Genomic DNA, 25,308 nt, shown 5'->3' with positions numbered 1-25,308 from the left:
TTATTGCCAAAATTTCTAAAGTAGCAATTTTTCTGATTCCTACGGAAATAAGTTTAACTGCATTCTTGGCACTGTTTTATACTGCAAAAAATACCACGGTAATATCACCTATTGGTTTCAAATTTAAAGATAATTTAAGTAGGCGCATTGGTCCTTCTACTATTATCTAAGAACAATTTTAACATTATTAGCGCCAATAATATGGCCATTTTAAATCGAAAGTTTAACCTAAAAAAGATTAAATCATGGAAGCTTTATTAAACAAAACAATTATGAAGACAAGAGACCTAACAAAGTATGGACTGAGAGACACGAAAGTGCATTGGAATCTTTCACCAGAAGAATTACAAGCCATTACTGTAGAAAAAGGAATGGGAAAAGAAACAGCGAATGGTACATTAGCTGTCAATACAGGAAAATTTACAGGACGTTCACCACAAGACCGTTTTATTGTTAAAGACAATTACACCAAAGACAGAGTATGGTGGGGAAAAACTAATAAAGCAATCACACCAGAGAACTTTGATAGTCTTGAAAAAGAAATTGTAAACTACCTGAGCGGGAAAGAAATTTATGCAAGAGACGCATACGTTTGTGCAGATCCAGAATATAAAACAAATATTAGAACGATTACAGAATACCCTTGGTCTAACATGTTTGTTTACAATATGTTTTTAAGATCTGAAGAATCTGAATTAGAGAATTTTAAAGAAGACTGGTTAGTACTATGTGCACCAGGCTACGAATCACCCGACCCTAAAAAATATGGTCTTCGCCAAGGCAATTTTTCAATTTTAAATTTCACTAAAAAAATCGCTCTGGTTGGTGGATCTGGGTATACAGGAGAAATAAAAAAAGGTATATTCTCTGCCTTAAATATGATATTACCAGTTGACAAAAACGTATTACCTATGCATTGTTCTGCAAACGTTGGCGACAATGGAGATACCGCTATTTTCTTTGGATTATCTGGTACTGGAAAAACAACTTTATCTGCTGACCCTAACAGAAAACTAATAGGTGATGATGAGCATGGTTGGACAGCTAAAAATAACATCTTTAATTTTGAAGGAGGTTGTTATGCAAAAGTTATCGACTTAACTGAAGAAAAAGAACCAGACATTTTTAGAGCTATTAAACCAGGTGCTATACTCGAAAATGTAGTATTTAAAGAAAACGGAGAAGTGGATTATATGGATAGTACTATCACTCAAAATACACGTGTAAGTTATCCTATTTATCATATTGACAATATTCAAAAGCCATCGTACGCTAGCAATCCAAAAAATATTTTCTTCTTAACTGCAGATGCTTTTGGCGTGTTACCTCCAGTTTCTAAACTAACACCAGGACAAGCTGCTTACCACTTTATTTCTGGTTACACTGCTAAAGTTGCAGGTACCGAAGCTGGAATTACAGAGCCAGTACCATCGTTCTCAGCATGTTTTGGAGAGCCTTTTATGCCTTTACATCCAACAGTATATGCCGAAATGCTAAGTAAAAAAATGCAAGAAGCTGGCGTTAATGTTTGGTTAATTAATACAGGCTGGAGTGGCGGCCCTTACGGTGTTGGTTCTCGTATAAAATTAAAATATACAAGAGCTATGATTTCTTCAATTTTAAACGGAGATTTAGATAATGTAGATTACCAACAACATCCAATTTTCGGATTATTTATGCCTAAGTATTGTCCTAATGTTCCAACGGAAATTTTGGACCCAATGAATACTTGGTTGCAAAAAGGAGGTTACATTAGTAAAGCTATTCAATTGGCACATTCATTTCATTTAAACTTTGAAAAATTTGCAAGTGAAGCATCAGAGCAAATCATTGAAGGCGGTCCATTAATTGATGAACATCATCACTTAAACGACCATGTTTAATAATTCCATGTTAAAAGAGCCCAGAAATGGGCTCTTTTTTATTCTTTTAATTTACCTATTGCCTGATTTATATCGCGTTTTAAATCTTTAATTTCCTCAATTCCAACGGAAAACCGAATCAATTGATTACTAATACCAACATTATCCCTCTCTTTTTGTGTTAATAAAGCATGAGACGTTAAATGCGGAGAAATCATAGTACTCTCAATTCCTGCTAAACTCATAGAAGACTTTATGAGCTTTAATTGTTTTTGAAATTGCTGCGAGTCTAAACTATCTATCAATTCAAAAGATAGCATTGCTCCATAACCACTCATTTGTAATTTAGCTAATTGATGTTCTGGATGCGACTTTAAGCCAGGATAATATACTTTTGAAACCTTTGGGTGATTATTTAACCATTTTGCTAACTTCTTAGCGTTTTTTGTTTGTGTTTTTACCCGCAATCCTAAAGTTTTCATACTACGCTCTAGCATCCAAACTGTCATATCACTTAGACTTCCACCAAGATTTTTTCCAACATTCCAAATACGTTCAATATTTTCTGCAGAACTAGCCACAGCACCTGCACAAATATCACTATGACCTCCAAAGTATTTTGTTGCAGAATGCATTACCATATCAATACCTAAATCCATAGGCTTTTGGTTTACAGGAGAAGCAAAAGTATTATCTATAGATGTAAGGATTCCTTTAGATTTAGCAAATTTTGCAACTGCTTTAATATCAGTAATTGTTAATAAAGGATTAGAAGGCGTTTCAATATGAATTAATTTTGTGTTACTTTTTATCGCTGCTTCAAAATCCTCGAGTTTATAGCCATTGGTAAATGTATAATCAATGCCGTATTTTGGAAACTCTTCTTTAATAAAATTTACAGTTCCTCCATACAAGGTGTTTTGCACTACTAAGTGATCGCCTTGCTTTAAAAATGCCAGAAACATAGTACTAATTGCAGCCATACCAGACCCAAAAATCATTGCTGTTTCTGTATTTTCTAAAGCAGCAATTTTCTTAGCTAAGAATTCTTGATTTGGCGTATTAAAATATCGAGGATAACGTTTTACATCGACATCTAAATACTCATAAGATGAACTTAAATATATAGGAGAAATAGCACCTTTAAATTGTTCGTCTTTTACCTCTCCAATATGTGCACAAATGGTGTTTAAGCCGAGTTTTTTGTTTTTTGACATGTCATCTTAATTAATTTAATAAAAATACTAAAAATAGTCTTATCTTTAATAAACGTATTAATAGCCATTAATTAATTGTTTAACTTATTTTATTAATATGATAATTTTAGGCCTAAATTACTATTTTCATGATTCCTCTGCATGTATTGTTAAGGATGGAATTCTCTTAGCCGCAATTGAAGAAGAACGCTTAAACAGAGACAAACACACGCAAGCTTTCCCTAGTTTATCTATTAAAAAATGTCTAGATATTGCTGGCTTAACATACGACGATATTGACCACATTGCCGTATCTATAAAACCTACTACCAACTGGTCTAATAAATTAGGATTTTTATTAAAACACCCTAGTCTATTTGTTCCGTTTTTTGGTCATCATGTTGCTAATGCATATGCCAAACAACGTCGATTTAAAATTTGGAAAAATAAAATTTGGAAAAATTCTAAAGCACCTCAAGTTCATTTTATTAAGCACCATTTAACTCATGTTGCAGGTTCCTTTTTTGTTTCACCCTATAAAAAAGCGGCATTATTGGGTATTGATGGCTCTGGTGAATGGGCAACGACTTGGTTAGGCTATGGCGATGGAAATACTATAGAGCAGTTTAGTGAAAGTTTTTTTCCCAATTCTTTAGGTTCGTTTTATGAATCTGTTACTCAATTTTGTGGATTTAAACCTAATTATGACGAAGGAAAAACTATGGGTTTAGCTCCAATGGGAGATGCATCAGTTTATCTTGATGAAGTAGACAAAATGATTGATGTAGACAGTAAAGGGAGATTAAAAATAGATTTATCTTACTTCAATTTTCAATATTTAATAAAAGACAGTTATTCAAAAAAATTCTTAACCACTTTTGGTGAACCTAGAAGTAGTAATGGAGAGTTTAAAGATAATCATTTAAATACGGCTGCAGCTTTTCAAAAAGTTCTTGAAAACAAGGTTATTGAAATGTGTAATATTTTACACAAAAAAACAAAAGCAGACTATTTAGTAATTTCAGGTGGCGTTTCTTTAAATTCTGTAATGAATGGTAGAATTGTTAGAGAAACGCCTTTTAAAGATGTTTATGTTATGCCAGCGGCTGGCGATAATGGTACTTCTATTGGTGCTGCTTACTATTTGTATAATGGTTTACTTAAAAACCCAAGAGTATTTGTACATGATAATCCATATTTAGGAACACAATATTCTAATGAAGAAATAAAACAAGCAATTAGTGGTGCAAAATTAAAAGCTCGTTATGTAGAAGATATTGCTGCTGAAGCTTCTACTCTACTAGAACAAGGTAAAATTATTGGCTGGTTTCAAGGCGCTATGGAAATTGGACCTAGAGCACTTGGTAATCGAAGTATTTTAGCTAATCCAACATATCCAGATATGAAGGACAAGATTAATGCTGAAGTTAAACATAGAGAAGCATACAGACCTTTTGCTCCTTCTGCTTTAGTGGAATCTTATAAAGATTATTTTGACCTAAAAGTTGAAGCTCCTTTTATGCTAAAAGTATGTAATGTTTTAAAAGACAAACAGGGTATTTTGCCTTCTATAACTCATGTAGATGGTACTGCAAGACTACAAACTGTTAACAAAAAAACAAATCCTTTATACCATAATCTAATATATAAACTAGGTGAAAAAACAGGAGTACCTGTTGTTTTAAACACTAGTTTTAATATACAAGGTGAACCAGTAGTTGAGTCTCCTGTAGATGCTTTGCGTTGTTTTTATTCAACAGGATTAGATGCTCTAGCTATAGGAAATTACATTTTAGAAAAATAAGAATCAAATTTTATTTCTTATAATACAGTTTGTATTTTCGGTAAGAGAAATAGCCGATTATAGCAATTATACCAACCGTAATGGCTATAAACTTAAAACTCAATATTTGATCTCCACTGGCATAAGAATGCAATCCTGCTAGATAGAAATTTACGCCAAAATAGGTCATTAATATACTAGCAAAGGCTACAATTGATAAAAGGTTATATATCCAACGACCTCGTAATCCTGGCACTAAACGCATATGTATTACAAAAGCATAAACCATAATACTAATCAGAGCCCAAGTTTCTTTTGGATCCCAACCCCAATATCTTCCCCAACTTTCGTTTGCCCACATACCTCCAAGAAAGTTTCCTATAGAAAGCATTACTAAACCAACAGTTAACGACATTTCGTTTATAATGGTTAACTCTTTTATACTTATGAGCATACGTTCTTTGTTTTCTTTTGTTGTAAAAATCATAAGAAACAAAGCTACAATTCCTAAAATCATTCCTAATGTAAATGGGCCATAACTTGCTACAATTACTGAAACATGAATCATTAGCCAATACCCTTGCAAAACTGGCTGAAGGTTTGCTATAGCAGGATCCATCCAATTCCAATGTGCTATCATTAGTATCATTGACGTAACAAAAGCTCCTGAAGCAACCGTTAAGCTAGACGTACTTTTTTTACCTAAAATTCCCAGTACAATACCAGAGATATCTTTTTTATGTATAGTTTTTTTTCTATTAGTTATACCAACTATGAAACCAAAGAGCATTGTAGACCATGCAACGTAAATCATAGATTCGTACGCATCACTCCATGGAGCATGACCAGATAAATACCACCTCCAAATTAAACCAAGCGTATGTAAAGAAAATAATAATGCAATTACACCAATTAATACATTTATTGCAATCTTAAGTCCTCTACTCTTATATTTAAAAATCTGCGCTATAATTAAAATAAACAACAATACACCAACAAGCATATACCACATAAATAAACGCTTAAAAATATCATAATCGTTATATAAGAGTTCTGCTTTTATTTTTTCATCCGAAAGCATTACTGCGCTTCCATACTTTTGCTGTGTTTTTTTAATACCACTTAATAATTCTTCAGCCTTAGAATAATCTCCTGTTTGCTTTGCATTATTTAAAGTCACTAAATAGGCGCTAAAACCATTATTGATAAAATTCCCGTAAAGTGTATCTTTAATTTTATCTCTAAAACCTTGTTCTCTAAATTCTAAAGAAGAAATCCATTTATTATTTTCGTCACCAGGAATTGGGAATATCTTGTTACTACGTCCTTCTATGGCATTGTACAATAAATTAACTCTAGAATCAGCTTCTTTCACTTCTTTTTGAAACCCATTTGGAACCTGTGCTTTATAAGCTTCTTCTAAATAAGGTGCTAATTTATATCTACCATCAGCCGTAAAAAAATCTACAAGTCTAGAATATTTTTTTTCAAAGCCAATTCCTATAATTTTTCTAATAGAATCTGCCTTTCTTGGTTTTAAATATATAATTGGAACATTATACCAAAGCATCGGACTTTCTTGTATAGATAAAAATATTTGGTCTGCACTAAAATCCTCGTAAGTATCACTTTTACTTAACTTACGAAGCATTTCTGAAGAATATGTATGCATAGGCATCATGCGACCACTGTAGTCTTGCACTACCATTTCAGAAAACTTACGAGCGTGTTCTTTTGGTGTAATATGAACTTTTAAAATAGAATCTATTTGTGCTTTTTCTGGTTCATTTGAATGATTATGACCATCGTTTTCTGAATGTCCTTGAGCAAAACTAGAAAGCGATATTAAAAGCAATATAGCGGTCATCATTTTTGCTTTACTTTCTCTTAATTTTTTTAATCTATTTCTAATCTCATCAAAACGAGTATGCTTTGCAAACAGAATTGCCAATAGGCCAAAATACAATAACATATAACCTGCATATGTAATGTAGGTTCCCCAAAAATCATGGTTTACAGAAAGAATTGTTCTAGTCTCATTAGAATCAAATCCTGATTGAAAAAATCGATAACCTTTATAATCTAATATATGATTCATAAAAATGTCATAATCAAAATCTTCAGCAGTTTTATCAAAAACGGTTACTTTACTTTTATAAGATGAATACGCGTTTTCTGTACCAGGATATTTTTCAGCAATAAAATCATTCAATTTTATATCAAAGGGTAATTTTAAAATTTTTGGACCATATTGTAATGCTATTTCTAATCCACCTACTTCAAACTCTTCTAGAGTTCCGTAATTACCAGGTCCACCTAAAAGGCCAACTTTTTTAGTTTCACCATTAGCAGTAACATTTAAAATAACACCATCTTCATCATTTTTTAAAAACGACGCTTTTTTTACAACGCCAAAGTCCCCTTTAACAATAGGTTTTGGCATTACAATTTGCATATTGCCAATAATGTATCTAGACCTTAAAATTAAGGGTTGCAAACTATCTTTGTATAATTTTCCTTGGGCTCTTGTTGCCATGGTCATATATTCACCTTCGTATGGCGAATTTATAAAAAGACCTTCTTCGGTTTCCGTTATATTAATAGCGCCTTCCTGAAATTTATTTAAAGACACTAAAACATTATGAAGACTTGCTGTTTTTCCATCTTCTAAAAAGTGATTATGTGGTGCGCCTTGGCCAGCTTCAACAATTTTTAAATAGCGCTTTCCTGTTTCGTTAGGTATAATATCTTTTTCGGCACCTTTTATCAACTCCACAAGTTCTATATTAACTTGTTCATCACCATAATCAAACGTTTTATTAAACTCATTGTCCAACCTTGGCGAAAAATCAACCTCCTCCTCTATTCTACGTTGTTGTAATTGACCATTAATTTTATAATCACCTACTATCTTTCCTCCTATATAAGTTTTTTGAGAGAAGAATTCATTTTCTGTAGAACCTTCTACAATTGGCATCATACCTTCAAAACTAATATATCTTGTAATAAATGCACCCAGAAGTATTAGAACAAACGATAAATGCAAAATTAAAGTTGCCCATTTTTCCTTTTTAAATAAGCGATATCTAAAAATATTCCCTGCAAAATTAATAATGAAAAACACCATAATTGTTTCAAACCACCATGCATTGTAGATTAATGTTCTGGTGTAAGGTGTTGGAGATGTATCCATGTTTCTATCTAAAATAGTACCAACTGCCATTGCAACGGCAAAGGCAATAAATAAAAACGCAGTGAGTTTTGTAGAGAATAGGAAATTAGCGATTTTCTTTTGCATAGCTATAGGCTTTTTTTAAGCTCGTGCAAAGATATATCTTTTAAACCATTTAAAAATTCCTTTAACATTGGCAAAAGTTGTTAAAATTCTATTAATAAAATGAAGTTAATTACCAACGTTTGCCTTTAACATTCTATTCTGCTCTTCCATTAACTCCTTTAAATCAGATAACAACTCAATGTCCTTTGGCGTAACAACTGTTTCATCTTTAGTATCTTGAGCCTTATTACGCAGTCTATTCATAAATTTTACAATTATGAAAACCGAAAAACCAATGATTAAAAAATCTAAAAATACTTCAGATAATTTACCATAAGCGACTGCAACTTCTGCTGTTGTAATTGTACCAGCCGAATCTACAATAGCATCTCTTAACACTAACTTTTTGTCGCTAAAATTAACACCATCCGTTAATAACGACAATGGTGGCAAAATAACTTGCTTCGCCAATACATCTATAACTTTATTGAAAGCCGCACCAATGATAATACCGATGGCCATATCCATCATATTTCCTTTTACAGCAAATTCTTTAAATTCTTTTATAAGTTTCATGTTTTAATCTCTTTTAGATGTTTTAAAACACAAATTTATAAAGAAGCATCTAAGGATTAAGAATTTCTTGCAGCAAATATATTCATATACATAAATGTCCCCATTTTACGTGCACGTCGCTTGGCATTTTCTGCGTAATCACCTTCAAACAATTCATCTATAGTTTGAAACCACAAGTTTAACCATAACCCAAAATGCAATTCTGTAATACTATGGTTAAAAGCTTTATCTACTTTGGCGTGTGCTTCTAAAGGGTTACCTGTAAATTTGGTTTGTAGAAATAAACTCGACTCCCAAAACGTAGTTAAATGCTCTAGATGTGCATTCCAATCTTTTATGGTTTCATTAAAAAAGGGACCCAATTTTTCGTCATTCCTAACTTTTTGGTAAAATGAGGTAACCAATTGAAAAATATCTGCTCTGGTTTTTATGTCTGTTTTCTTCATTGTTTCAAAGTTATTCTTTTAATCGCTTTCTTGTTATTTTAAGATAAGAAATCTTAGTATTTTTACAGCATGATTTCAGTAATATTACTTGGTGCTGGCAATGTAGCCACACATTTATATAAGGCATTTTTAGATTCGGAAACGGTTTCTGTTACACAATGGTATAACCGCACGCGTTCTTCAATTTCGTCGTATTCAAATGAAGTAGACATAACAGATTCTTTAGAAGAGTTAAAAGAAGCAGATATTTATATAATAGCAGTTAGCGACGATAGTATTGCCGAGTTTTCTTCAGCTTTACCATTTACCAACCGTCTTGTTGTGCATACATCTGGAAGTGTTGCTATGCATGACATAGACAAGAAAAATAAAATTGGCGTATTTTATCCTTTACAAACTTTTTCTAAAGGTGCTGATATTAATTTTTCTGAAGTTCCTATTTGCGTTGAAGTATATGAAAAAGAAAATCTTGAACTTTTACGAGATTTGGCAAGAGCTGTAGGTTGTAAACCACATAAAATTACAACCGAACAACGCCAAACCCTTCATCTAGCAGCTGTATTTGTTAATAATTTTACCAATCAACTTTATAGAATAGGGCATGAAATATGTGAAACCAAGAACATTGAGTTTGAGATATTACATCCTTTAATTGAACAAACGGCTAAAAAAATTCAGCAAATGTCACCTTTTATGGCACAAACGGGTCCTGCTAAACGTAATGACAAAAAAACCATAAAGCGACAACTAAAATTGATTGAAAAAGAAGAGCATGAAGCGATTTACAAAATGTTAACAGCATCTATTAAAAAGACGCATAATGTTTCAAATTTTAGACCAAGCAAATCAAAAACCAACTAAAAGACAAAACAACCCATGAGCGACGATAAAAGTTATAAAGAATATTTAACAGACATTACTACTTTCATTTTTGATGTAGATGGCGTTTTAACAGACGGCACTATAACTGTGACAACAGATGGAGAAATGCTAAGAACCATGAGCATTAAAGATGGATTTGCACTAAAAACCGCTATTGATGCTGGTTTTAATCTCTGTATTATTTCGGGTGGTTCTAATGAAGGTGTACGTAAACGTTTGGCTGCTTTAGGCATTAATGATATATTCTTAGGTGCGCACAACAAAATTGAACAACTTAACTCTTATCTAGACTTACATAATATTTCTAAATCTGAAGTTTTATATATGGGAGATGATATCCCAGACTTTCCGGTTATGGAATTGGTTGGTTTGCCATGCTGCCCTCAAGATGCGGTTCCAGAAATTAAGGCTATTTCAAAATATATTTCGCATAAAAATGGTGGCAAAGGTGCAGCCAGAGATGTAATTGAGCAAGTTTTAAAAGTTCAAGGTAAATGGAATGGCAATTTTAATGCTAAATACGATTAAACTAAAAATATTAGCAAAAAGAAGACAAATTGCTGAGTACACTGCTCAAACATAAATTAAGAACAGGATGATTTAAACAAACATTAATTCTTAAACCATTGTTTTTATTATCATTGTAGTAGCTATTATTTAATTACAAAATATTATCTCATAAACCCTCAAATGATTCACTTTCTCAATTTAATCCGTTGGAAAAATTTATTAATTATTGCCATTATGCAATATTTAATAAAATATGCATTGTTATTACCTTTTGGTGAAAGCCATGGCGTTGTTACAACCTTATCGCATTTTAATTTTTTTCTGTTAGTGTTGGCTACGCTTCTTATTGCAGCAGCTGGTTATGTTATTAATGATATCAATGATATTGAAACCGATAAAATTAACAAACCTAATCAATTGATAATAAATAAATCTATCAGTGAAAAGGACGCAACTACACTATTTATGGTACTTAATATTATTGGTGTAGGCTTAGGTTTTTATCTAACATATAGTATAGGCAAAACTAGTTTTTTCGCTATCTTTTTTATTGCTTCTGCACTACTCTATATCTATTCTACATCTCTAAAACAAATTGCCATTGTAGGTAATGCCATTGTATCTCTTGTTGTTGCTTTAAGTATTTTGTTAGTTGGAATTTTTGAATTGATTCCGGCTATGAATTATACAAATGAAGCCGTACAGACTACCTTTATTAATATTATAAAAGATTATGCCATTTTTGCTTTTATGATTAATCTGGTTAGAGAATTAGTTAAAGATTTAGAAGACATTGAAGGCGACCAAAAAGCCGAAATACAAACATTACCAGTAATTCTTGGAAGAGAACGCTCTAATGCAATAATATTTTTTATTTCAATAATGCCTATTCTCGCAATTACCTATTATGTAATCACGTATTTATTTAAACAATTACCCGTTGTAGGTTACTTTTTAATTTTGGTTATTGCACCTTTAATTTATGCTAGTATAAAGTTATTTGGTGCGAAAGAAAAATCAGATTATAAGCATATCAGTTTAATATATAAGTTAGTAATGCTTACAGGTATGTTATCGTTATTGCTTTACAATTTCATCTTGAAATAAAATAATATGTTAAACGAAAAACTCAAAGACTTCAATATAATATTAGCTTCAGCATCGCCTAGACGACATGCTTTTTTAAAAGACATGCATCTCGATTTTAATATACAATTAAAGCCGGTTGAAGAAATATATCCTGAGCATCTAAAAGGGGAAGAAATCACAGATTTTTTAGCAGAACTAAAAGCTAAACCATTTGTTAAAGACCTTAAAAAAAATGATATTCTAATTACTAGTGACACTATTGTTTGGTTAGAAGAAAAAGCTATTGGTAAACCAAAAAATGAGGAAGATGCTTTTAAAATGATACAATCATTAAGTAACAAAACACACAACGTTATTACGTCTATTTGCATCACATTTAACTCACAAAAACGGATTGTTAATACCACAACAAAAGTGACGTTTAAAAGCTTAACTGACGAAGAAATTTGGTATTACGTTAACCATTTTAAACCACTAGATAAAGCTGGTGCATATGGCATACAAGAATGGATTGGTGCCATTGCTATAACGCGCATTGAAGGCTCTTATAATAATGTTGTAGGCTTACCAACACATTTACTTTACAAAACGTTAAATAGCATTGCAGACCGTATTTAGAAGTGTACCTTTATTATAAAAATTAACGTTGGATTTTCTATGCTTTATTTGGAAATAAAAACGACGAAATACTCACATTATGATAAAGAATTTAAAACTCATAGTTGTTTTAATAACAGGAAGTGTTTTAAGCATTACATCTTGTAAAGAAAATAATTCAACTATAACGGAAACAGCTCAGATTTCAGAGTCAAAAGTTGAACCTTTAGCACCAAAAACCAAATTATCTGAAGACTTTAAAGATTATTGGTATAATGGTGAAGCAGAAATAACCTCTTACAAATTAGAACAAGCGCGTTATGGCGAAATAAAAGAAGGGACTTCAGTCTTAATCTTTGTAACGGAAGATTTTTTACCTAACGAGCAAGTAAAAGCTAATAATTATGATGCAAGTAATATTCCTGTTTTAAAATTGAATAGGACTAAAAATTTCAATACTGGCATTTACCCTTACTCTATAATGCAAAGCACCTTTTTTCCTGTGGCAAATAACCAACATGCTATAAAAATTTCTGCTTCAATACAAGAATGGTGTGGACATGTGTATACACAATTAAACAACAGAGATAATTTTGAGATAGTTTCTCATTCTTATTTTCAAGGTGAAGCAGACACCAAGGTTAATCTAGAAAAAAACTGGACAGAAAATGAACTATGGGCAAAATTAAGAATAGACCCAAAAAGTCTTCCTGTTGGAGATATAAATCTTATACCATCTATAGAAAGTGTTCGTTTAAATCATAATGAACTTAAAGCATACAAGGCAACAGCGAGTTTAAACAATAAGAGTTACATTGTTAGTTATGAAGATTTAGGCAGAACATTACAAATTGATTTCAACCCTAATTTCCCTTATGATATTTTAGGATGGAAAGAAACCACAACAACAGGCGATGGTCTATCTGCTAAAACCTTAACAACAAAAGCGACCAGATTAGAAACTCTAAAAACAGATTATTGGAACAAGAAAAGTAATGCTGATTTAGGACTTAGAAAAGATTTAAAATTACAATAACCTATCTTATACCTTATAAAATAAAAGAACCTTTAATATGACTAAATTTTTAACCAACCATCTCAATGAGATTATTTATTCTATTATATTATTAATTATACTAATAATTATTAGGACTATCATAGTTATAACCGTAAAAAAGATTGGTAAAAAAAGTGGTACTACAGAAGCAAGAGCTGGTTTAATTGGTCGCTATCTAACCGTAATATTAGTGTTAGTTGCTCTACTTATTGAAGCATTTATTCTTGGTGTAGAACCAGAGCAAGTATCCTTAGTTTTCTCTTCTGTTTTCGCAGTTATTGGAGTTGGTTTATTTGCCATTTGGTCTATATTAAGCAATGTAACCTCTGGTTTTATTATGTTTTTTTCCTTTCCGTATCGTGTTGGTGATAAGATAAGAATTCATGATAAAGACTATCCTGTAGAAGCTATTATAGAAGATATTAGAGCATTTCAAATTCACCTTAGAGAAGATAATGGTGATTTAGTCACATACCCAAACAATCTTCTTCTTCAAAAAGCTGTAACTTTATTGCAAAAGGATGCTTTAGATGATTCTAGTATTTTATAACCATGAAGAAAAAAAGAACAAAAAAACGCACACAACATTATAAGAAACATACAGGCCAAATTCCTGGCACACTTGTTTACACAGGTGAAAAATCGCATAAAAATGTTAAAATAGAATCTTTTGATTATACCAAAGACTCTATATCTGAAACGATACTTACAAATATTGAAGATGCTAAATCTTTTAAAGAAACCGATTCTGTAACTTGGATTAATATAGATGGATTAAGTTCTATTGGTGAGATTGAAAATATTGGTTTGCAGTATGATTTACACCCTCTTGTTTTAGAAGACATTGTAAATACTACGCAGCGACCAAAAATTGATGAGTATGACGATTACCTTTTTGTAGTACTAAAAATGCTGTATTATGATAAAGATGAAAACATTGTAATTGAGCAGGTAAGCTTAGTTTTAGGAAAAAATTATGTGCTATCGTTTCAAGAATCCGAAGGTGATGTTTTTGATACCATACGAGAACGAATTAGAATTGGAAACGGCAGAATTAGAGGTTTAAAATCCGATTACCTATTGTATGCTTTAATTGATGCTGTTGTAGATAATTACTTTAGTATTATAGAAACTTTAGGCAACAAAATTGAGGACTTAGAAACTGATTTATTTGAAGGTCATTCTCGAGATAATATTAACATTGAAGTACAACAACTTAAACGTGAAATATTAAAAGTGCGTCGTGCTATATTTCCGTTACGTGAAATAATAAATCGCATTGAAAAAGGTGAACACCCTTTAATTTACAAGCGCACAATAACCTACTACAGAGATATTTACGACCATTTAATTCAAGTATCAGAAAACATTGATATTTACAGAGAAATGATATGGAGCTTAATGGATATGTACATGACCACCATTAGTAATAAGATGAATGAGGTTATGAAAGTACTCACTATAATGTCTACCATTTTTATCCCACTCACTTTTCTTGCCGGTATTTACGGAATGAATTTTGAGTACATCCCAGAACTAAAATACAGATACGGCTACTTTGTTTTACTGGGTGTAATGTTCTTAATGTTTTTAGGATTATTATATTATTTTAAACGTAGAAAGTGGTTATAATTTAACGCTTAATAATTCGTATTCTATAATTTTATTATCTTATACCTCTAATTAACATAGCCATGAAAAACGTATTAGCAACTATCATCGGATTAATTATCGCTGGTTTAACGGTGCACCTCTTTGAAGCCGTAATTGGTCATAACCTATTTACATTTCCTGCTGATGCACAACTTTCAGATATGGAATGGATAAAAAACAACATGGATAAAATACCTACTGGATCCAAAATAATTGTTGTTATTGCTCATTTTGCTGGTATTATTGTAGGTATGTTTACAGCTGCAAAGATTTCTAAACAAAGTATAATACCTTCTCATATTGTAGGCGGATTAATGTTAATAGCCACTTTTGTAACCATTTTTATGTTACCAAAAGAGTTGTGGTTTTCTATTTCCGATGGCATATTTGCTATTGCAGGATTTTTAATAGGAAAAATAATAGCTCAGAAACAAATCACAAATTTTTAGATTGATTAATTCATTTAGTGGTTATAAAACTGACACCCAAATTATTCTAGTCTTAATCTAAAACCCTATTAATGCCTATAGCGACATCAGACAAAATAAGTTTAAAAGAAGCGATATCCATAGGAATTGGTGGCATGGTTGGAGGTGGAATATTTGCGGTCTTAGGTTTAGCAGTTTCCATTGCACAAGGCGGAACACCAATTGCATTTTTATTTGCTGGTTTATTAGCTCTAATAACATCTTATAGTTACGTAAAATTATCACAGAAATATCCTGACAGAGGCGGAACCGTTAAGTTTATCAATCAAGGTTTTGGTGTAACTATTTTTAGTGGAAGTATCAACAATTTACTTTGGGCAAGCTATATTATTATGCTCTCCTTGTATGCTTCTGCTTTTGGCTCTTATGCTCCTAATTTATTTGAAATAACACAAAACAAAATCATAAACTTTCATATTTATGCTAGCGCTATTATAATCTTAGCAACAGCCATAAACTATTATAGCGTTGCAATAGTTGGTAAAATTGAATCTTATGCTGTAATTATTAAACTAATCATACTAATAGGTTTTATTGGCATTGGTGCTTACGGACTTATTGGCAACCCTAATCTCTCGCAATTAGCATTGTCTAACTGGGAAACACCTTTACAATTATTTGCTGCTGGTATGGTAATTTTTGTGGCTTATGAAGGTTTTGAGCTCATTGCAAATGCAGCACCAGATATCGAAAATCCTAAAAAGAACATTCCGAGAGCCTATTATTACTCTGTTATTTTTGTAATTGTTCTCTATTTTATAATTGCTATCGTTACCGTTGGCTCGCTTACTTTTGATAAAATTGCCACAGCTGAAGATTACGTTTTAGCAGAAGCAGCTAAACCTATGCTTGGTAAAATAGGATTTACCATAATTACAATTGCGGCTTTAATTTCAACTTTTTCAGCTATTAATGCATCATTATATGGTGGAAGTCGTGTCAATTTTGAAATTGCTGAAGATGATGAATTACCAAATCACTTTACTTCTAAACTTTGGAATCAACCCATAGGTTTATTCATCACAGCCATTGCAACCTTAATTTTAGTCAATGTTTTAGATTTAGAAAGTATTTCAACAGCCGGAAGCGTTGGCTTTATTCTCATATTTGGTATTGTAAATTTAGTAGGTTTTAAACTTGCTAAAGACACAGGCAGTAATAGAGTAATTCCTATAATAGGTTTTATTTTGTGTATGGTAGCATTGGTCATTTTAATTCACCAACAATATTTAACCAATCTCACAGGAGTCATTGTGTCAATGTCCATAATATTACTATGTTTTATTGCTGAATGGATATACAAAACCACTGAGCGTAACCAAAAAAGCTAATTTAATTTTAAGAGTAAATTTGGATCTGGGCAATTTAATTTATAAAATTCTAGATTCAATAAATTACAAACACCAGGATAATCTCCTTTGTAATCCTCTATATTTTTTATAATCTGAAAATGTAAATGTGGCGGATAATCACCATTCACCTCAGATGTACCTAATACCGAAATAACATCACCTTGCTTCACTTCTATACCTACTGATTTATTAGCAATTGATGATTCACTTAAATGACCATAGAGTGTATAGAATTCAAAATCGTTTATCTGATGTTTCAAAATTAAAGTAGGACCATAATCACCATGATTAGTATTGTTTTTAAAACTATGAATTGTTCCGTCTAAAGGTGCATAAATGGCTGTATTCGCTTCAACCCAAATATCTAATCCGATATGAATATTACGTTCTTCTTTAGAGTTATGTTGATTAAAATACGTGCTTCGTTGATAGATATTACGTTTTTCGAGATAACCACCAAAAGCTACTTTTGCTTTGTTGGTTTTTATGTAATTGAAAATGAATTGTTCTAAATCCGAAGAAGATGACGTGTTAACAAACTTTAATTCAGTATTATCAATTGATAAATCTAAGAGTATATAATCCGTTTTTTTAATGGAAGCATCAATTACTGAATGCGCATTAAGAGATTTAAGAAAAGATTCAAAAGACGGAACTAGCATAAAATAAAATTTCCATAAAAATACAAATGTATTCTATGGAAAACATGAAGAAATTGTGCTTCAAAAAAATAAAACTAATTTACTTGAAGACTTTAATATTCTAGAGTAAATTCAAATAAAAAAAAACTTTAATTAATAATCACATCACTATACTTAGCATTAATTACAATACTTCGGTTAGAGCTTTCACCATTAGGATAATTTCTAATCGTTTTTTGCTCTGTTGTTTTATTATTCAACTTAGAACGATTGCCTTTAAAGTAAAGCGTGTAATATAGATTATCGGGTAAATTAACCAATGCATCGCTATTTTCTAAAACTAAATTAAGATTCTTAAATGTTTGAGAAAGGTTAGAAATAGTAAGGTCTCCAAAACTGCCGTCAATAATTCCTGTATCAGTTAAATTTTCAATATTAATATTAGACGATTTAGAATTTAGCACTAAATTATTACCATTTGTAATTTGAGCTTTATTTACAAAATTAAGATTAAGCGTACCTAAACTCCAGGTATCTATGACCACAGGTGAATAAGACACATTGATGGAAGTGTCACCTCCATCAATGTGTTCTGCTAATAAAAAGGAATGTGAAATATCACCTTTCATATTATAAATAACAGAAGACAATTTTAATTCGCCATGTCTTATATTAGTTTTTAGTTTTGCTTTTTTAGGAATCTTAATTTTCAATACCTTTTTTACTTTGCTGTTAGTCCCTGATTCTAATCGTTGAATTACGCGTACGTCTCTTCTATTGTTTAATTCATCTCGTCTTGCTTCTAGAGCTTTTCTGCGAGCTTCATTTTCTTTATACAAAGTCTCTTTTCTATTCTTAAGAGCCTCTTTTCTTTGTTCTAAAGCTTCTGAGCGTTCATCCATTTCATTACTAAAGCGTTCGCCCCAAATTGCCATTTTCTCTTCCCATTCTTCACCAAAACGCTCACCAAACTCTTCTCCCCATTTCTCCATATCCTTTCCATATTTCTCTCCAAATTTTTCGCCCCATTTTTCCATTTCTTTAGTCCACTTACCATCAAAACGTTCTGCGTATTCTTTTCCCCATTTTTCCATTTTTTCTTGATAACCAGACTCACCGAATTTTCTGGCCCAATCTTCCATCTTTTTCTGAAATTCTTTTCCACCTTTCTTTTCATATTTTTTACTCCATTCTGCCAAATAATTCTCACCATCTTTTTGGTATTTTTCATAATCAAATTCAATAGTTGTGACACCTTTAGGCAACTCTGGTAATTTAGGCATAACTGGCATATCTGGTAGTTCTGGCATCTTTGGCATATTAACCATCTCTGGCAGTTCTGGGAATTCTGGCAGTTCTGGAAGCTCTGGCATTTCAATGAGTTGATATTCTAACTCTTTTATTAAACTTGGATATTCACTTGCGTCAACTACACCAAATCTACTGCCTCCACTCGAGGATATTGTCACTTTATCATTAGAACCTTCGATTTTAAGATTCCAAGACTCTAATGCATGTTTTAATTCCTCTTTAGTTAACTTTTCGCTTTCAATATAAGCTTCAACTTCTACAGTATTTTTATTCCAAGTCTCTAGTTGTATTTCTACATAACTCGTATTTAAGTCAACAACGACATCTTTATTTACATTAATAGATTGTGATGTTTTACTTAATTTTTTTTGTGCATACCCCAAAGTGGTGATGAGACACAATACTAAGATTCTAATTTTTTTCATGTTTTTTTTGATTTAACTGTTCGTTTTTTGATTGATTGATTGATAATTATATATTCTGTTGTTCTAAAGACTCTAAATTAAAGTCATTGAGTTTATCTTTTAATCGCATTACCAGTTTTAAACGATACTTTAAATTCTCAATTAAAGCATCTAAAGTGGCTTCATTTGGTCCATTTTCATTAAGCTCAATGGTTAACTTTTTATATTCATCATTTAACTCTTTTAATCGTTCTATATAACCATCAAAAAGTTCTTTATTCTCTGGTGTTAGTTGCACTTTAGACAATTCTAGGTTAATACTTGCCAAATAATAGTCCTCAACACGTTTAAAGTCTGGTGAAACGTCTCCTAAGGATTTTATTTCTGTATTTACAACTTCAATTGGATCCGTTTCTACTTTAGATGCTTTAAAATATTTAAAGGCGCCAAAACTCAACCCTAATAAGAGAGTAACACTTGCAGCAATTTTAAAAAGAATAAACCTATTTGTTGACTTTTGCTGTATTGGTAATTCTTTTTCTAGTTTCTGAAGAAAACGTAACTCATGTCCTTCGGACATTTTAACCGCATCGTTTTTAGATTCAATTTTGTATAAATCTCTAATATCTTGCTTCATTTCTTTTCAATTTTAAGGCATTTTTCAATTTTTGTTTTCCTCGTGATAGTTGTGTTCTAGAGGCAACTTCGGTAATGTTTAATATTTCAGAAATTTCTTGATGATCGTAACCTTCAACTAAATACAGTAACACTACATATTTATATTTTTCTGGTAATTTTTCAATTTCTTGGTTTACATTTTCAACGGTTATTCCTTTTTCAATTTCCCAATCATTTTCATTATAATCAGCTATAACATTTAAATGAAAATCTTCTAATTCTACCATTCGTTGATGCTTAGATTTTAAAACATCAATACATCTATTAATTACAATACGTTTTAACCATGCTCCAAAACTTACTTCGGCTTTATACTGCTCTAACTTTGAAAATGCTTTTATAAATGCATCTTGCACAACGTCCTCAGCTTCCATGGTATTATCTATATATCTATTGGCTACAGCCAACATACCATTACAATATTGATTATACAATTGCATTTGCGCTTGCCTATTGTTCTGTTTGCATTGTTCAACTATATGAATTTGAAACGTGCTAATTTTACTTTTGGTTTTTGATTGATTACACCTTAAAGACGACACAAAAAATGAAGTGTTGCAAAATTTTTCAAAAAAAATCCGTTTTTATAAGAAATGCTGAAAATTCATCGTTTGTAGTTTATAAATTTACTGATTTGAATTATCTTTAAACTTAGAATGCATAAGTTTGCATTTCATTGAACTGACTTAATTTATAGAATAAAGACTATGTTAAAACGCCTCCTCATTATACTAAGTATCTTAGCCTTAGGTTTACTATTATATTCTGTGTTTGTAGAAAATATTTTTGCACCTCGTTTAAGCCCAAAAGATACTGCAGAAATTACATTAAACGATTTAAAACTAAAAGTGGAATACAACCGACCGTCTAAGCGAGAACGTGTGGTATTTGGCGCACTTGTACCTTTTGATAAAGTATGGCGAACTGGTGCAAACGAAGCAACAACGTTTGAAACCAACAAAGACTTATTAATTGATGGCATGGTTTTAAGAAAAGGAAAATATACCATTTGGACGGTTCCTATGGAAAACACATGGAAAGTGATGTTTAATTCTAAGCAATATGATTGGGGAGTTAATGAAAAAATGGAACCAATGTGGGATCCTAATTATGATGCTTTAGAAATTGAAGTTGCTGCAGAACATATTGATGAAATAGTAGAGCAATTTACCATTGCCTTTGATCACAAAACAGGAAAATTAAAACTTACCATGGCTTGGGACAATACATTTATTGAAGTTCCTTTATCAGAATACAAATCACCAACAAAACCGTAGATTATTACCTGTAGATGCAAAAGAAGTAATAATAACACCTTTTACTACTGCCAAATACTTACTTAATTTTGAATAAAAAAATTATTTATAGCATTATAATTGTCAGCGGTTTTTGTCTGATTGTTTTAATAAAAATTCAGGTTAGCATATATTTGGATTATTCTGCATCTACAGGAAAAAATAGAGCTTTGTTTGGTTTAACAGAATTACTCAGTTATAGTTTCAAATACTATTATGGAATTCCACCAGCTATAGGTTTTATTGTTAGTATAATCATAGCTATAAAAGATAGAATAAAAGAATTGGCTTTAGTTGCTGTTTTAATATCTTTAGCTGCTATTATTATTTCTGTTTTTAGTATTTGGAGAATGTTTATTTAATTAAACGGCTATCACGAATTAGTCTTTATCAGTACAATAAAAAACAATACTTTTGCACAGACTAAGCAATTAAACGCATGACGTATAAGTTTACCATCATAGTACCTGTTTATAACGAAGAAGACAATTTAGAACGTGTAGAGAAAGAACTTTCTAGCTATATTAAAATTGCTACAGTATCTACGTCTATTTTATTTGTAAATGATGGTTCTACAGATAAAAGTCAGGCGTTAATAGAAGCCATTTGCGAGCGTAACGAAGCCTTCGATTATATTCTTTTTAAAGAAAACAGAGGTTTAAGTGCAGCTATTAAAGCTGGTTTTGATTATGTAGATTCTGAACTGGTTGGTTACATTGACTCTGATTTGCAAACCACTCCTGAAGATTTTAATATTTTATTAAAACACATTGATGCTTATGAATTAGTAACTGGTGTGCGCTCTAACCGAAAAGATTCATTTGTAAAAAACATGTCTTCTAAAATTGCTAATGGCATAAGACGTGCTTTTACTCACGATGGTATGGATGACACTGGTTGTCCTCTAAAAATAATTAAAACAGACTACGCTAAACGCATACCAATGTTTAGAGGGTTACATCGTTTTTTACCTGCAATGATAATGCTTCAAAACGGGCGAGTTACACAAGTAACGGTTCAGCATTTTCCAAGAATGGCTGGCACGGCTAAATTTGGACTATGGAACAGACTTTTAGGTCCATTAATGGATTGCTTTGCTTATCTATGGATGAAGAAAAAATATATTAATTACGAAGTTTCAAAATCTAGTAAATAATCTAGCACATGAAAGACTGGATTATTTACAGCATCGGGTTTTTAGCTCAAATTTTATTTTCTTCGAGATTAATTATACAATGGATAACCTCCGAAAAACAACGCAAGGTTATTACACCAAAAACATTTTGGACCCTCAGTTTAATTGCTTCTTTCCTTCTATTTATTTATGGTTATTTACGCTTAGACTTTGCCATTATGTTAGGCCAAAGTTTAACCTACTTTATTTATATTAGAAATCTACAATTACAAGGACAATGGCAAAAATTTCCTAAAATAGTGCAATACCTATTATTCTTCACACCTATTTTTATTGTTATTTTTTACTTTAACAACAATAAAATAGATGTTGATTTACTTTTTAAAAATGCAGATATACCAACATGGTTATTAGTTTTAGGAATCGTAGCTCAAGTCGTTTTTACATTACGTTTTGTGTATCAATGGATTCATTCTGAAAAACAAAAAGAATCAACTTTACCAATGGGATTTTGGGTTTTGAGTTTAATTGGCGCAGGATTAATACTTACCTATGCCATTATTAGAGAAGATCCTGTTTTGTTTGTTGGTCATCTATTTGGCTTAATTATTTATGCCAGAAATGCGTATTTAATTCGAAAAACCAAAGATTAAGCATGATAAAACTTATAGAAAAATATCCTCTTATTAGTCTTTTAATTTTTGTATTGGTAATGCTTGGCTTTACTATAGATGCAATTCCGGTAACAATTATGGAAGCTCGTAATTTTATTTCGGCAAGAGAAATGCTTACGGATGATAATTGGATTTTAACCACCATGAATGGCGAACCACGTTACCAAAAACCACCTTTGCCTACATGGATTACAGCTGTATTTGGTTATATTTTTGGTATAACGTCCGTTTGGGCTTTACGTTTACCAGCATTGCTCTTTTTAACGAGTTTAGGGATTTCAATTTACTTATTATCCAAAAAACTAGAGCTTAGTAAAAGCCATAGTTTAATTAATGGATTTATTGTAATAACGTCATTTTATTGTATTGGTATAACTATAGAAGCTCCTTGGGATATTTATACGCATGGCCTAATGTTGATGGCTTTGTATCAGTTATTTATATTATTTAAAAGTGAAAGCACATCGCTATTAAGAAGTTTACTTTTTGTATTTTGTTTAGCTGGTTCTGTATTATCTAAAGGACCTGTTTCGCTTTATGTATTATTCTTACCATTTGTGATTTCGTATGGTATTGCATTTAAATTTAAAGGAAAACCCATTCATTTTTTAAAATTAGTAAGCCTTTTAGTATTCGGAATTGTTTTAGGTGGTTGGTGGTATTTTCATGTGAGAGTTGCAGATCCTGAAACATTTACAGCCATTGCAGAACGCGAAACTTCTAATTGGAGCAGTTATAATGTAAGACCCTTTTATTATTATTGGAGTTTCTTTGTTCAGAGTGGTTTATGGACTATACCTGCGTTTATCAGTTTACTCTATCCTTATATGAAAACGAGAGTTTTGAATTTAAAAGCCTATCGTTTTAGTTTCTTTTGGACTATTATTGCTGTAATTCTTCTCTCTGTTATTCCTGAAAAGAAATCGCGTTATTTAATGCCTGTTTTAATTCCTTTAGCTATAAATATTGGCTTTTATATTGAATATCTAATTCGTGAATTTAAGACTCTCAAATCTAAGAGAGAAACTATTCCAGTCTACTTTCAATTTGGTTTAATTGGAAGTATATCGCTATTATTTTGGGTTTCTGGTATGTTTTTATTGACCGCTTCACCTGGGATTTTTAAAATTAGATTTATCGTTTCTAGTCTTGTATTAGCCGTTATTGGTTTCTTCATATTTAAACAACTAAGAGCAAAAAATATTAAAACCGTTTTTTACCTTGTTGTTGCTTTTATGATGAGTATTGGGTTTTTGGTATTACCTCTTGTAAAGCTTCAAGCGCAAGAACATTATAAATCTGTCGCAGACCTTGCTTCAAGTAACCTTCCACTTTATACTTTAGATGGTGTTTCGCCTGAGGCGATTTATAATTATGGCGATAAAATACTGAGTATAAAAACGGATGATGGTATTGTGATTCCTGCCGAGAAACAATTCAATCTTCTCACTTCAAAATCAAAACCAGAAGAAATTATTGAACTTTCTAAATTGTATAATATTGAGTTTATTGCTACGTACGACTTAAACTTTTCTGCAAGAGATCATAAATCGAGATTGGTCAATCAACTTTATAAACTTACTCTGAAATAAATCGTTTAATAAGATATAGCGTTAGTTTATAGAATGCAAAGCCCGAAAACACACCAAAGGTTAAGCCGCAAACTACATCTATAGGATAATGTACACCAACATAAATACGACTGTAAGCCACCACTAAACTCCAGATAAGTAGTATATAAATTAGATTTTTAAAATATGGTTTTAATAACAAACCTGCAAAAATCGCAGTTGCCATTGAGTTAGAAGAATGACCAGAGAAAAAACCATATTTACCACAACGAGGCGCAATAAAACGGGTTAAATCCATTATTCCTTCTGCTCTACAAGGTCGAGGGCGCTGAAAGGTATCTTTAAATAAATTAGTCATTTGGTCCGTAAAAGCAATCATACCTGCAATTACAAAAACCATTAACAATAGCGCTTTCCAACCAAATTTTTTATAAATTAAAAACAACAAAATAAGATACAAAGGTATGGATGAGAACTTGTTGGTAATTACCAACCACATCGTATCCCAAGTTTTAGAACCTAGATTATTTAGATATAAAAAAAGGTCAGTATCGTATTGTAAAAGTTGTTCTAACATTAATCGTCGTATCTCGCTACTTCTCTATCGTAAAAATCTGTAGCTTCTTTAATATAGTTTTCTGTTTCAGTTTCTAATTCTTTTTCATCATGTTGGTCAAATTCTTCAAACCATTCTACTTCATCATTTTCGAGATTAATGATAAAACGAGGAAACTCTGTGTGAATAATATATATAGCTTCAGGATGATCTGTATTATCTCCTAATATGAATTTTGGTAATTCCATGTTTGTCTGTTAAGTTAAAAATTATAT

General features: G+C 31.4%; 26 protein-coding genes. 16 read left to right on the top strand and 10 right to left on the bottom strand.

From position 1 onward, the window contains the following. Positions 1-272: 272 nt before the first annotated feature. Complete coding sequence (pckA, locus tag HNV10_RS13050) at positions 273-1,883, top strand: phosphoenolpyruvate carboxykinase (ATP) (RefSeq protein WP_241695509.1); 1,611 nt, start codon at positions 273-275, stop codon at positions 1,881-1,883. Between the two features lie 38 nt (positions 1,884-1,921). On the opposite strand, the gene HNV10_RS13045 is transcribed toward pckA, so the two are convergent. Further along, positions 1,922-3,079, bottom strand: coding sequence for a trans-sulfuration enzyme family protein (locus HNV10_RS13045; protein WP_173301826.1), 1,158 nt, complete (start codon positions 3,077-3,079; stop codon positions 1,922-1,924). Between the two features lie 97 nt (positions 3,080-3,176). Between HNV10_RS13045 and HNV10_RS13040 the strand changes: the two genes are divergently transcribed. Next, the gene (locus HNV10_RS13040) at positions 3,177-4,862 is read left to right on the top strand and encodes a carbamoyltransferase family protein (RefSeq protein WP_173301825.1); all 1,686 of its coding nucleotides are present in this window, start codon (positions 3,177-3,179) and stop codon (positions 4,860-4,862) included. A 10-nt stretch (positions 4,863-4,872) separates the two neighbouring features. On the opposite strand, the gene ccsA is transcribed toward HNV10_RS13040, so the two are convergent. From ccsA to HNV10_RS13025, 3 genes are all read right to left on the bottom strand, one after another. Continuing rightward, complete coding sequence (ccsA, locus tag HNV10_RS13035; protein WP_173301824.1) at positions 4,873-8,139, bottom strand: cytochrome c biogenesis protein CcsA; 3,267 nt, start codon at positions 8,137-8,139, stop codon at positions 4,873-4,875. A 105-nt stretch (positions 8,140-8,244) separates the two neighbouring features. After that, positions 8,245-8,694: a large conductance mechanosensitive channel protein MscL gene (gene mscL / locus HNV10_RS13030; protein WP_173301823.1), complete on the bottom strand. Its 450-nt coding sequence runs from the start codon at positions 8,692-8,694 to the stop codon at positions 8,245-8,247. A 56-nt stretch (positions 8,695-8,750) separates the two neighbouring features. Continuing rightward, on the bottom strand, positions 8,751-9,140 hold the full coding sequence (locus HNV10_RS13025) for a group III truncated hemoglobin (protein ID WP_173301822.1): 390 nt from the start codon (positions 9,138-9,140) through the stop codon (positions 8,751-8,753). 69 nt (positions 9,141-9,209) lie between these two features. Between HNV10_RS13025 and HNV10_RS13020 the strand changes: the two genes are divergently transcribed. The 9 genes from HNV10_RS13020 to HNV10_RS12980 all read left to right on the top strand — a co-directional run bounded on the left by HNV10_RS13020 (position 9,210) and on the right by HNV10_RS12980 (position 16,747). Then, positions 9,210-10,001: a Rossmann-like and DUF2520 domain-containing protein gene (locus HNV10_RS13020; protein ID WP_173301821.1), complete on the top strand. Its 792-nt coding sequence runs from the start codon at positions 9,210-9,212 to the stop codon at positions 9,999-10,001. Positions 10,002-10,016: 15 nt separating this feature from the next. Beyond that, positions 10,017-10,550, top strand: coding sequence for a KdsC family phosphatase (locus HNV10_RS13015; RefSeq protein ID WP_173301820.1), 534 nt, complete (start codon positions 10,017-10,019; stop codon positions 10,548-10,550). Between the two features lie 162 nt (positions 10,551-10,712). Further along, complete coding sequence (locus HNV10_RS13010) at positions 10,713-11,639, top strand: geranylgeranylglycerol-phosphate geranylgeranyltransferase (RefSeq protein WP_173301819.1); 927 nt, start codon at positions 10,713-10,715, stop codon at positions 11,637-11,639. 6 nt (positions 11,640-11,645) lie between these two features. After that, positions 11,646-12,239, top strand: coding sequence for a Maf-like protein (locus HNV10_RS13005; RefSeq protein ID WP_173301818.1), 594 nt, complete (start codon positions 11,646-11,648; stop codon positions 12,237-12,239). A gap of 79 nt (positions 12,240-12,318) precedes the next feature. Further along, positions 12,319-13,254, top strand: coding sequence for a septum formation inhibitor Maf (locus HNV10_RS13000; protein WP_173301817.1), 936 nt, complete (start codon positions 12,319-12,321; stop codon positions 13,252-13,254). Positions 13,255-13,291: 37 nt separating this feature from the next. Beyond that, positions 13,292-13,825 (top strand): mechanosensitive ion channel domain-containing protein, encoded by a 534-nt coding sequence (locus HNV10_RS12995; RefSeq protein WP_173301816.1) that lies wholly within the window; start codon positions 13,292-13,294, stop codon positions 13,823-13,825. Positions 13,826-13,827: 2 nt separating this feature from the next. After that, positions 13,828-14,907, top strand: coding sequence for a magnesium/cobalt transporter CorA (gene corA / locus HNV10_RS12990; protein WP_173301815.1), 1,080 nt, complete (start codon positions 13,828-13,830; stop codon positions 14,905-14,907). 62 nt (positions 14,908-14,969) lie between these two features. Beyond that, the gene (locus HNV10_RS12985) at positions 14,970-15,377 is read left to right on the top strand and encodes a hypothetical protein (RefSeq protein WP_173301814.1); all 408 of its coding nucleotides are present in this window, start codon (positions 14,970-14,972) and stop codon (positions 15,375-15,377) included. Between the two features lie 71 nt (positions 15,378-15,448). Beyond that, positions 15,449-16,747 (top strand): APC family permease, encoded by a 1,299-nt coding sequence (locus tag HNV10_RS12980; RefSeq protein ID WP_173301813.1) that lies wholly within the window; start codon positions 15,449-15,451, stop codon positions 16,745-16,747. Here the strand turns inward: HNV10_RS12980 and HNV10_RS12975 are convergent. From HNV10_RS12975 to HNV10_RS12960, 4 genes are all read right to left on the bottom strand, one after another. Next, entirely contained in the window at positions 16,744-17,430 is a 687-nt protein-coding gene (locus tag HNV10_RS12975) for a peptidoglycan DD-metalloendopeptidase family protein (protein WP_173301812.1), read from the bottom strand. The genes HNV10_RS12980 and HNV10_RS12975 overlap by 4 nt on opposite strands. Before the next feature lie 128 nt (positions 17,431-17,558). After that, complete coding sequence (locus tag HNV10_RS12970) at positions 17,559-19,145, bottom strand: hypothetical protein (protein ID WP_173301811.1); 1,587 nt, start codon at positions 19,143-19,145, stop codon at positions 17,559-17,561. A gap of 46 nt (positions 19,146-19,191) precedes the next feature. Continuing rightward, positions 19,192-19,761 carry a hypothetical protein gene (locus tag HNV10_RS12965; protein WP_173301810.1) on the bottom strand — a complete coding sequence of 190 codons (570 nt, stop codon included), beginning with the start codon at positions 19,759-19,761 and terminating at the stop codon, positions 19,192-19,194. After that, complete coding sequence (locus tag HNV10_RS12960; protein ID WP_173301809.1) at positions 19,745-20,242, bottom strand: RNA polymerase sigma factor; 498 nt, start codon at positions 20,240-20,242, stop codon at positions 19,745-19,747. The genes HNV10_RS12965 and HNV10_RS12960 overlap by 17 nt, the downstream gene beginning before the upstream one ends. Before the next feature lie 267 nt (positions 20,243-20,509). Between HNV10_RS12960 and HNV10_RS12955 the strand changes: the two genes are divergently transcribed. From HNV10_RS12955 to HNV10_RS12935, 5 genes are all read left to right on the top strand, one after another. After that, positions 20,510-21,079, top strand: a complete 570-nt coding sequence (locus HNV10_RS12955; protein ID WP_173301808.1) for a DUF2911 domain-containing protein — start codon at positions 20,510-20,512, stop codon at positions 21,077-21,079. 152 nt (positions 21,080-21,231) lie between these two features. Beyond that, complete coding sequence (locus HNV10_RS12950; RefSeq protein ID WP_173301807.1) at positions 21,232-21,459, top strand: hypothetical protein; 228 nt, start codon at positions 21,232-21,234, stop codon at positions 21,457-21,459. Positions 21,460-21,536: 77 nt separating this feature from the next. Beyond that, entirely contained in the window at positions 21,537-22,253 is a 717-nt protein-coding gene (locus HNV10_RS12945; RefSeq protein WP_173301806.1) for a glycosyltransferase, read from the top strand. 8 nt (positions 22,254-22,261) lie between these two features. Beyond that, positions 22,262-22,885, top strand: coding sequence for a lipid-A-disaccharide synthase N-terminal domain-containing protein (locus tag HNV10_RS12940; protein ID WP_173301805.1), 624 nt, complete (start codon positions 22,262-22,264; stop codon positions 22,883-22,885). Between the two features lie 2 nt (positions 22,886-22,887). Beyond that, entirely contained in the window at positions 22,888-24,498 is a 1,611-nt protein-coding gene (locus tag HNV10_RS12935; protein WP_173301804.1) for an ArnT family glycosyltransferase, read from the top strand. Here the strand turns inward: HNV10_RS12935 and HNV10_RS12930 are convergent. Beyond that, complete coding sequence (locus tag HNV10_RS12930; protein WP_173301803.1) at positions 24,485-25,054, bottom strand: phosphatase PAP2 family protein; 570 nt, start codon at positions 25,052-25,054, stop codon at positions 24,485-24,487. The two genes, HNV10_RS12935 and HNV10_RS12930, sit on opposite strands and share 14 nt — an antisense overlap. Continuing rightward, the gene (locus tag HNV10_RS12925; protein ID WP_173301802.1) at positions 25,054-25,281 is read right to left on the bottom strand and encodes a hypothetical protein; all 228 of its coding nucleotides are present in this window, start codon (positions 25,279-25,281) and stop codon (positions 25,054-25,056) included. The genes HNV10_RS12930 and HNV10_RS12925 overlap by 1 nt, the downstream gene beginning before the upstream one ends. Positions 25,282-25,308 lie beyond the last annotated feature (27 nt).

This window comes from Winogradskyella litoriviva, assembly GCF_013249065.1.
Taxonomy (GTDB): Bacteria; Bacteroidota; Bacteroidia; order Flavobacteriales; family Flavobacteriaceae; genus Winogradskyella; species Winogradskyella litoriviva.
The sequence above is the reverse complement of the archived record's forward strand: the minus strand, read 5'-3'. Positions and strand labels throughout refer to the sequence as shown.

Bases quoted from the DNA above. Each gene is read 5' to 3' on its own strand.
- HNV10_RS12945 (WP_173301806.1), top strand. From the start codon at position 21,537: ATGACGTATAAGTTTACCATCATAGTACCTGTTTATAACGAAGAAGAC.
- HNV10_RS12970 (WP_173301811.1), bottom strand. From the start codon at position 19,145: ATGAAAAAAATTAGAATCTTAGTATTGTGTCTCATCACCACTTTGGGG.
- HNV10_RS12960 (WP_173301809.1), bottom strand. From the start codon at position 20,242: ATGCAATTGTATAATCAATATTGTAATGGTATGTTGGCTGTAGCCAAT.
- HNV10_RS12975 (WP_173301812.1), bottom strand. From the start codon at position 17,430: ATGCTAGTTCCGTCTTTTGAATCTTTTCTTAAATCTCTTAATGCGCAT.
- ccsA (WP_173301824.1), bottom strand. From the start codon at position 8,139: ATGCAAAAGAAAATCGCTAATTTCCTATTCTCTACAAAACTCACTGCG.
- HNV10_RS13025 (WP_173301822.1), bottom strand. From the start codon at position 9,140: ATGAAGAAAACAGACATAAAAACCAGAGCAGATATTTTTCAATTGGTT.
- HNV10_RS13005 (WP_173301818.1), top strand. From the start codon at position 11,646: ATGTTAAACGAAAAACTCAAAGACTTCAATATAATATTAGCTTCAGCA.
- HNV10_RS12930 (WP_173301803.1), bottom strand. From the start codon at position 25,054: ATGTTAGAACAACTTTTACAATACGATACTGACCTTTTTTTATATCTA.
- HNV10_RS12995 (WP_173301816.1), top strand. From the start codon at position 13,292: ATGACTAAATTTTTAACCAACCATCTCAATGAGATTATTTATTCTATT.
- HNV10_RS12940 (WP_173301805.1), top strand. From the start codon at position 22,262: ATGAAAGACTGGATTATTTACAGCATCGGGTTTTTAGCTCAAATTTTA.
- HNV10_RS13045 (WP_173301826.1), bottom strand. From the start codon at position 3,079: ATGTCAAAAAACAAAAAACTCGGCTTAAACACCATTTGTGCACATATT.
- HNV10_RS12985 (WP_173301814.1), top strand. From the start codon at position 14,970: ATGAAAAACGTATTAGCAACTATCATCGGATTAATTATCGCTGGTTTA.
- HNV10_RS13000 (WP_173301817.1), top strand. From the start codon at position 12,319: ATGATAAAGAATTTAAAACTCATAGTTGTTTTAATAACAGGAAGTGTT.
- corA (WP_173301815.1), top strand. From the start codon at position 13,828: ATGAAGAAAAAAAGAACAAAAAAACGCACACAACATTATAAGAAACAT.
- HNV10_RS13040 (WP_173301825.1), top strand. From the start codon at position 3,177: ATGATAATTTTAGGCCTAAATTACTATTTTCATGATTCCTCTGCATGT.
- HNV10_RS12935 (WP_173301804.1), top strand. From the start codon at position 22,888: ATGATAAAACTTATAGAAAAATATCCTCTTATTAGTCTTTTAATTTTT.
- mscL (WP_173301823.1), bottom strand. From the start codon at position 8,694: ATGAAACTTATAAAAGAATTTAAAGAATTTGCTGTAAAAGGAAATATG.
- HNV10_RS13015 (WP_173301820.1), top strand. From the start codon at position 10,017: ATGAGCGACGATAAAAGTTATAAAGAATATTTAACAGACATTACTACT.
- HNV10_RS12955 (WP_173301808.1), top strand. From the start codon at position 20,510: ATGTTAAAACGCCTCCTCATTATACTAAGTATCTTAGCCTTAGGTTTA.
- HNV10_RS12980 (WP_173301813.1), top strand. From the start codon at position 15,449: ATGCCTATAGCGACATCAGACAAAATAAGTTTAAAAGAAGCGATATCC.
- HNV10_RS12925 (WP_173301802.1), bottom strand. From the start codon at position 25,281: ATGGAATTACCAAAATTCATATTAGGAGATAATACAGATCATCCTGAA.
- HNV10_RS13020 (WP_173301821.1), top strand. From the start codon at position 9,210: ATGATTTCAGTAATATTACTTGGTGCTGGCAATGTAGCCACACATTTA.
- HNV10_RS13010 (WP_173301819.1), top strand. From the start codon at position 10,713: ATGATTCACTTTCTCAATTTAATCCGTTGGAAAAATTTATTAATTATT.
- pckA (WP_241695509.1), top strand. From the start codon at position 273: ATGAAGACAAGAGACCTAACAAAGTATGGACTGAGAGACACGAAAGTG.
- HNV10_RS12965 (WP_173301810.1), bottom strand. From the start codon at position 19,761: ATGAAGCAAGATATTAGAGATTTATACAAAATTGAATCTAAAAACGAT.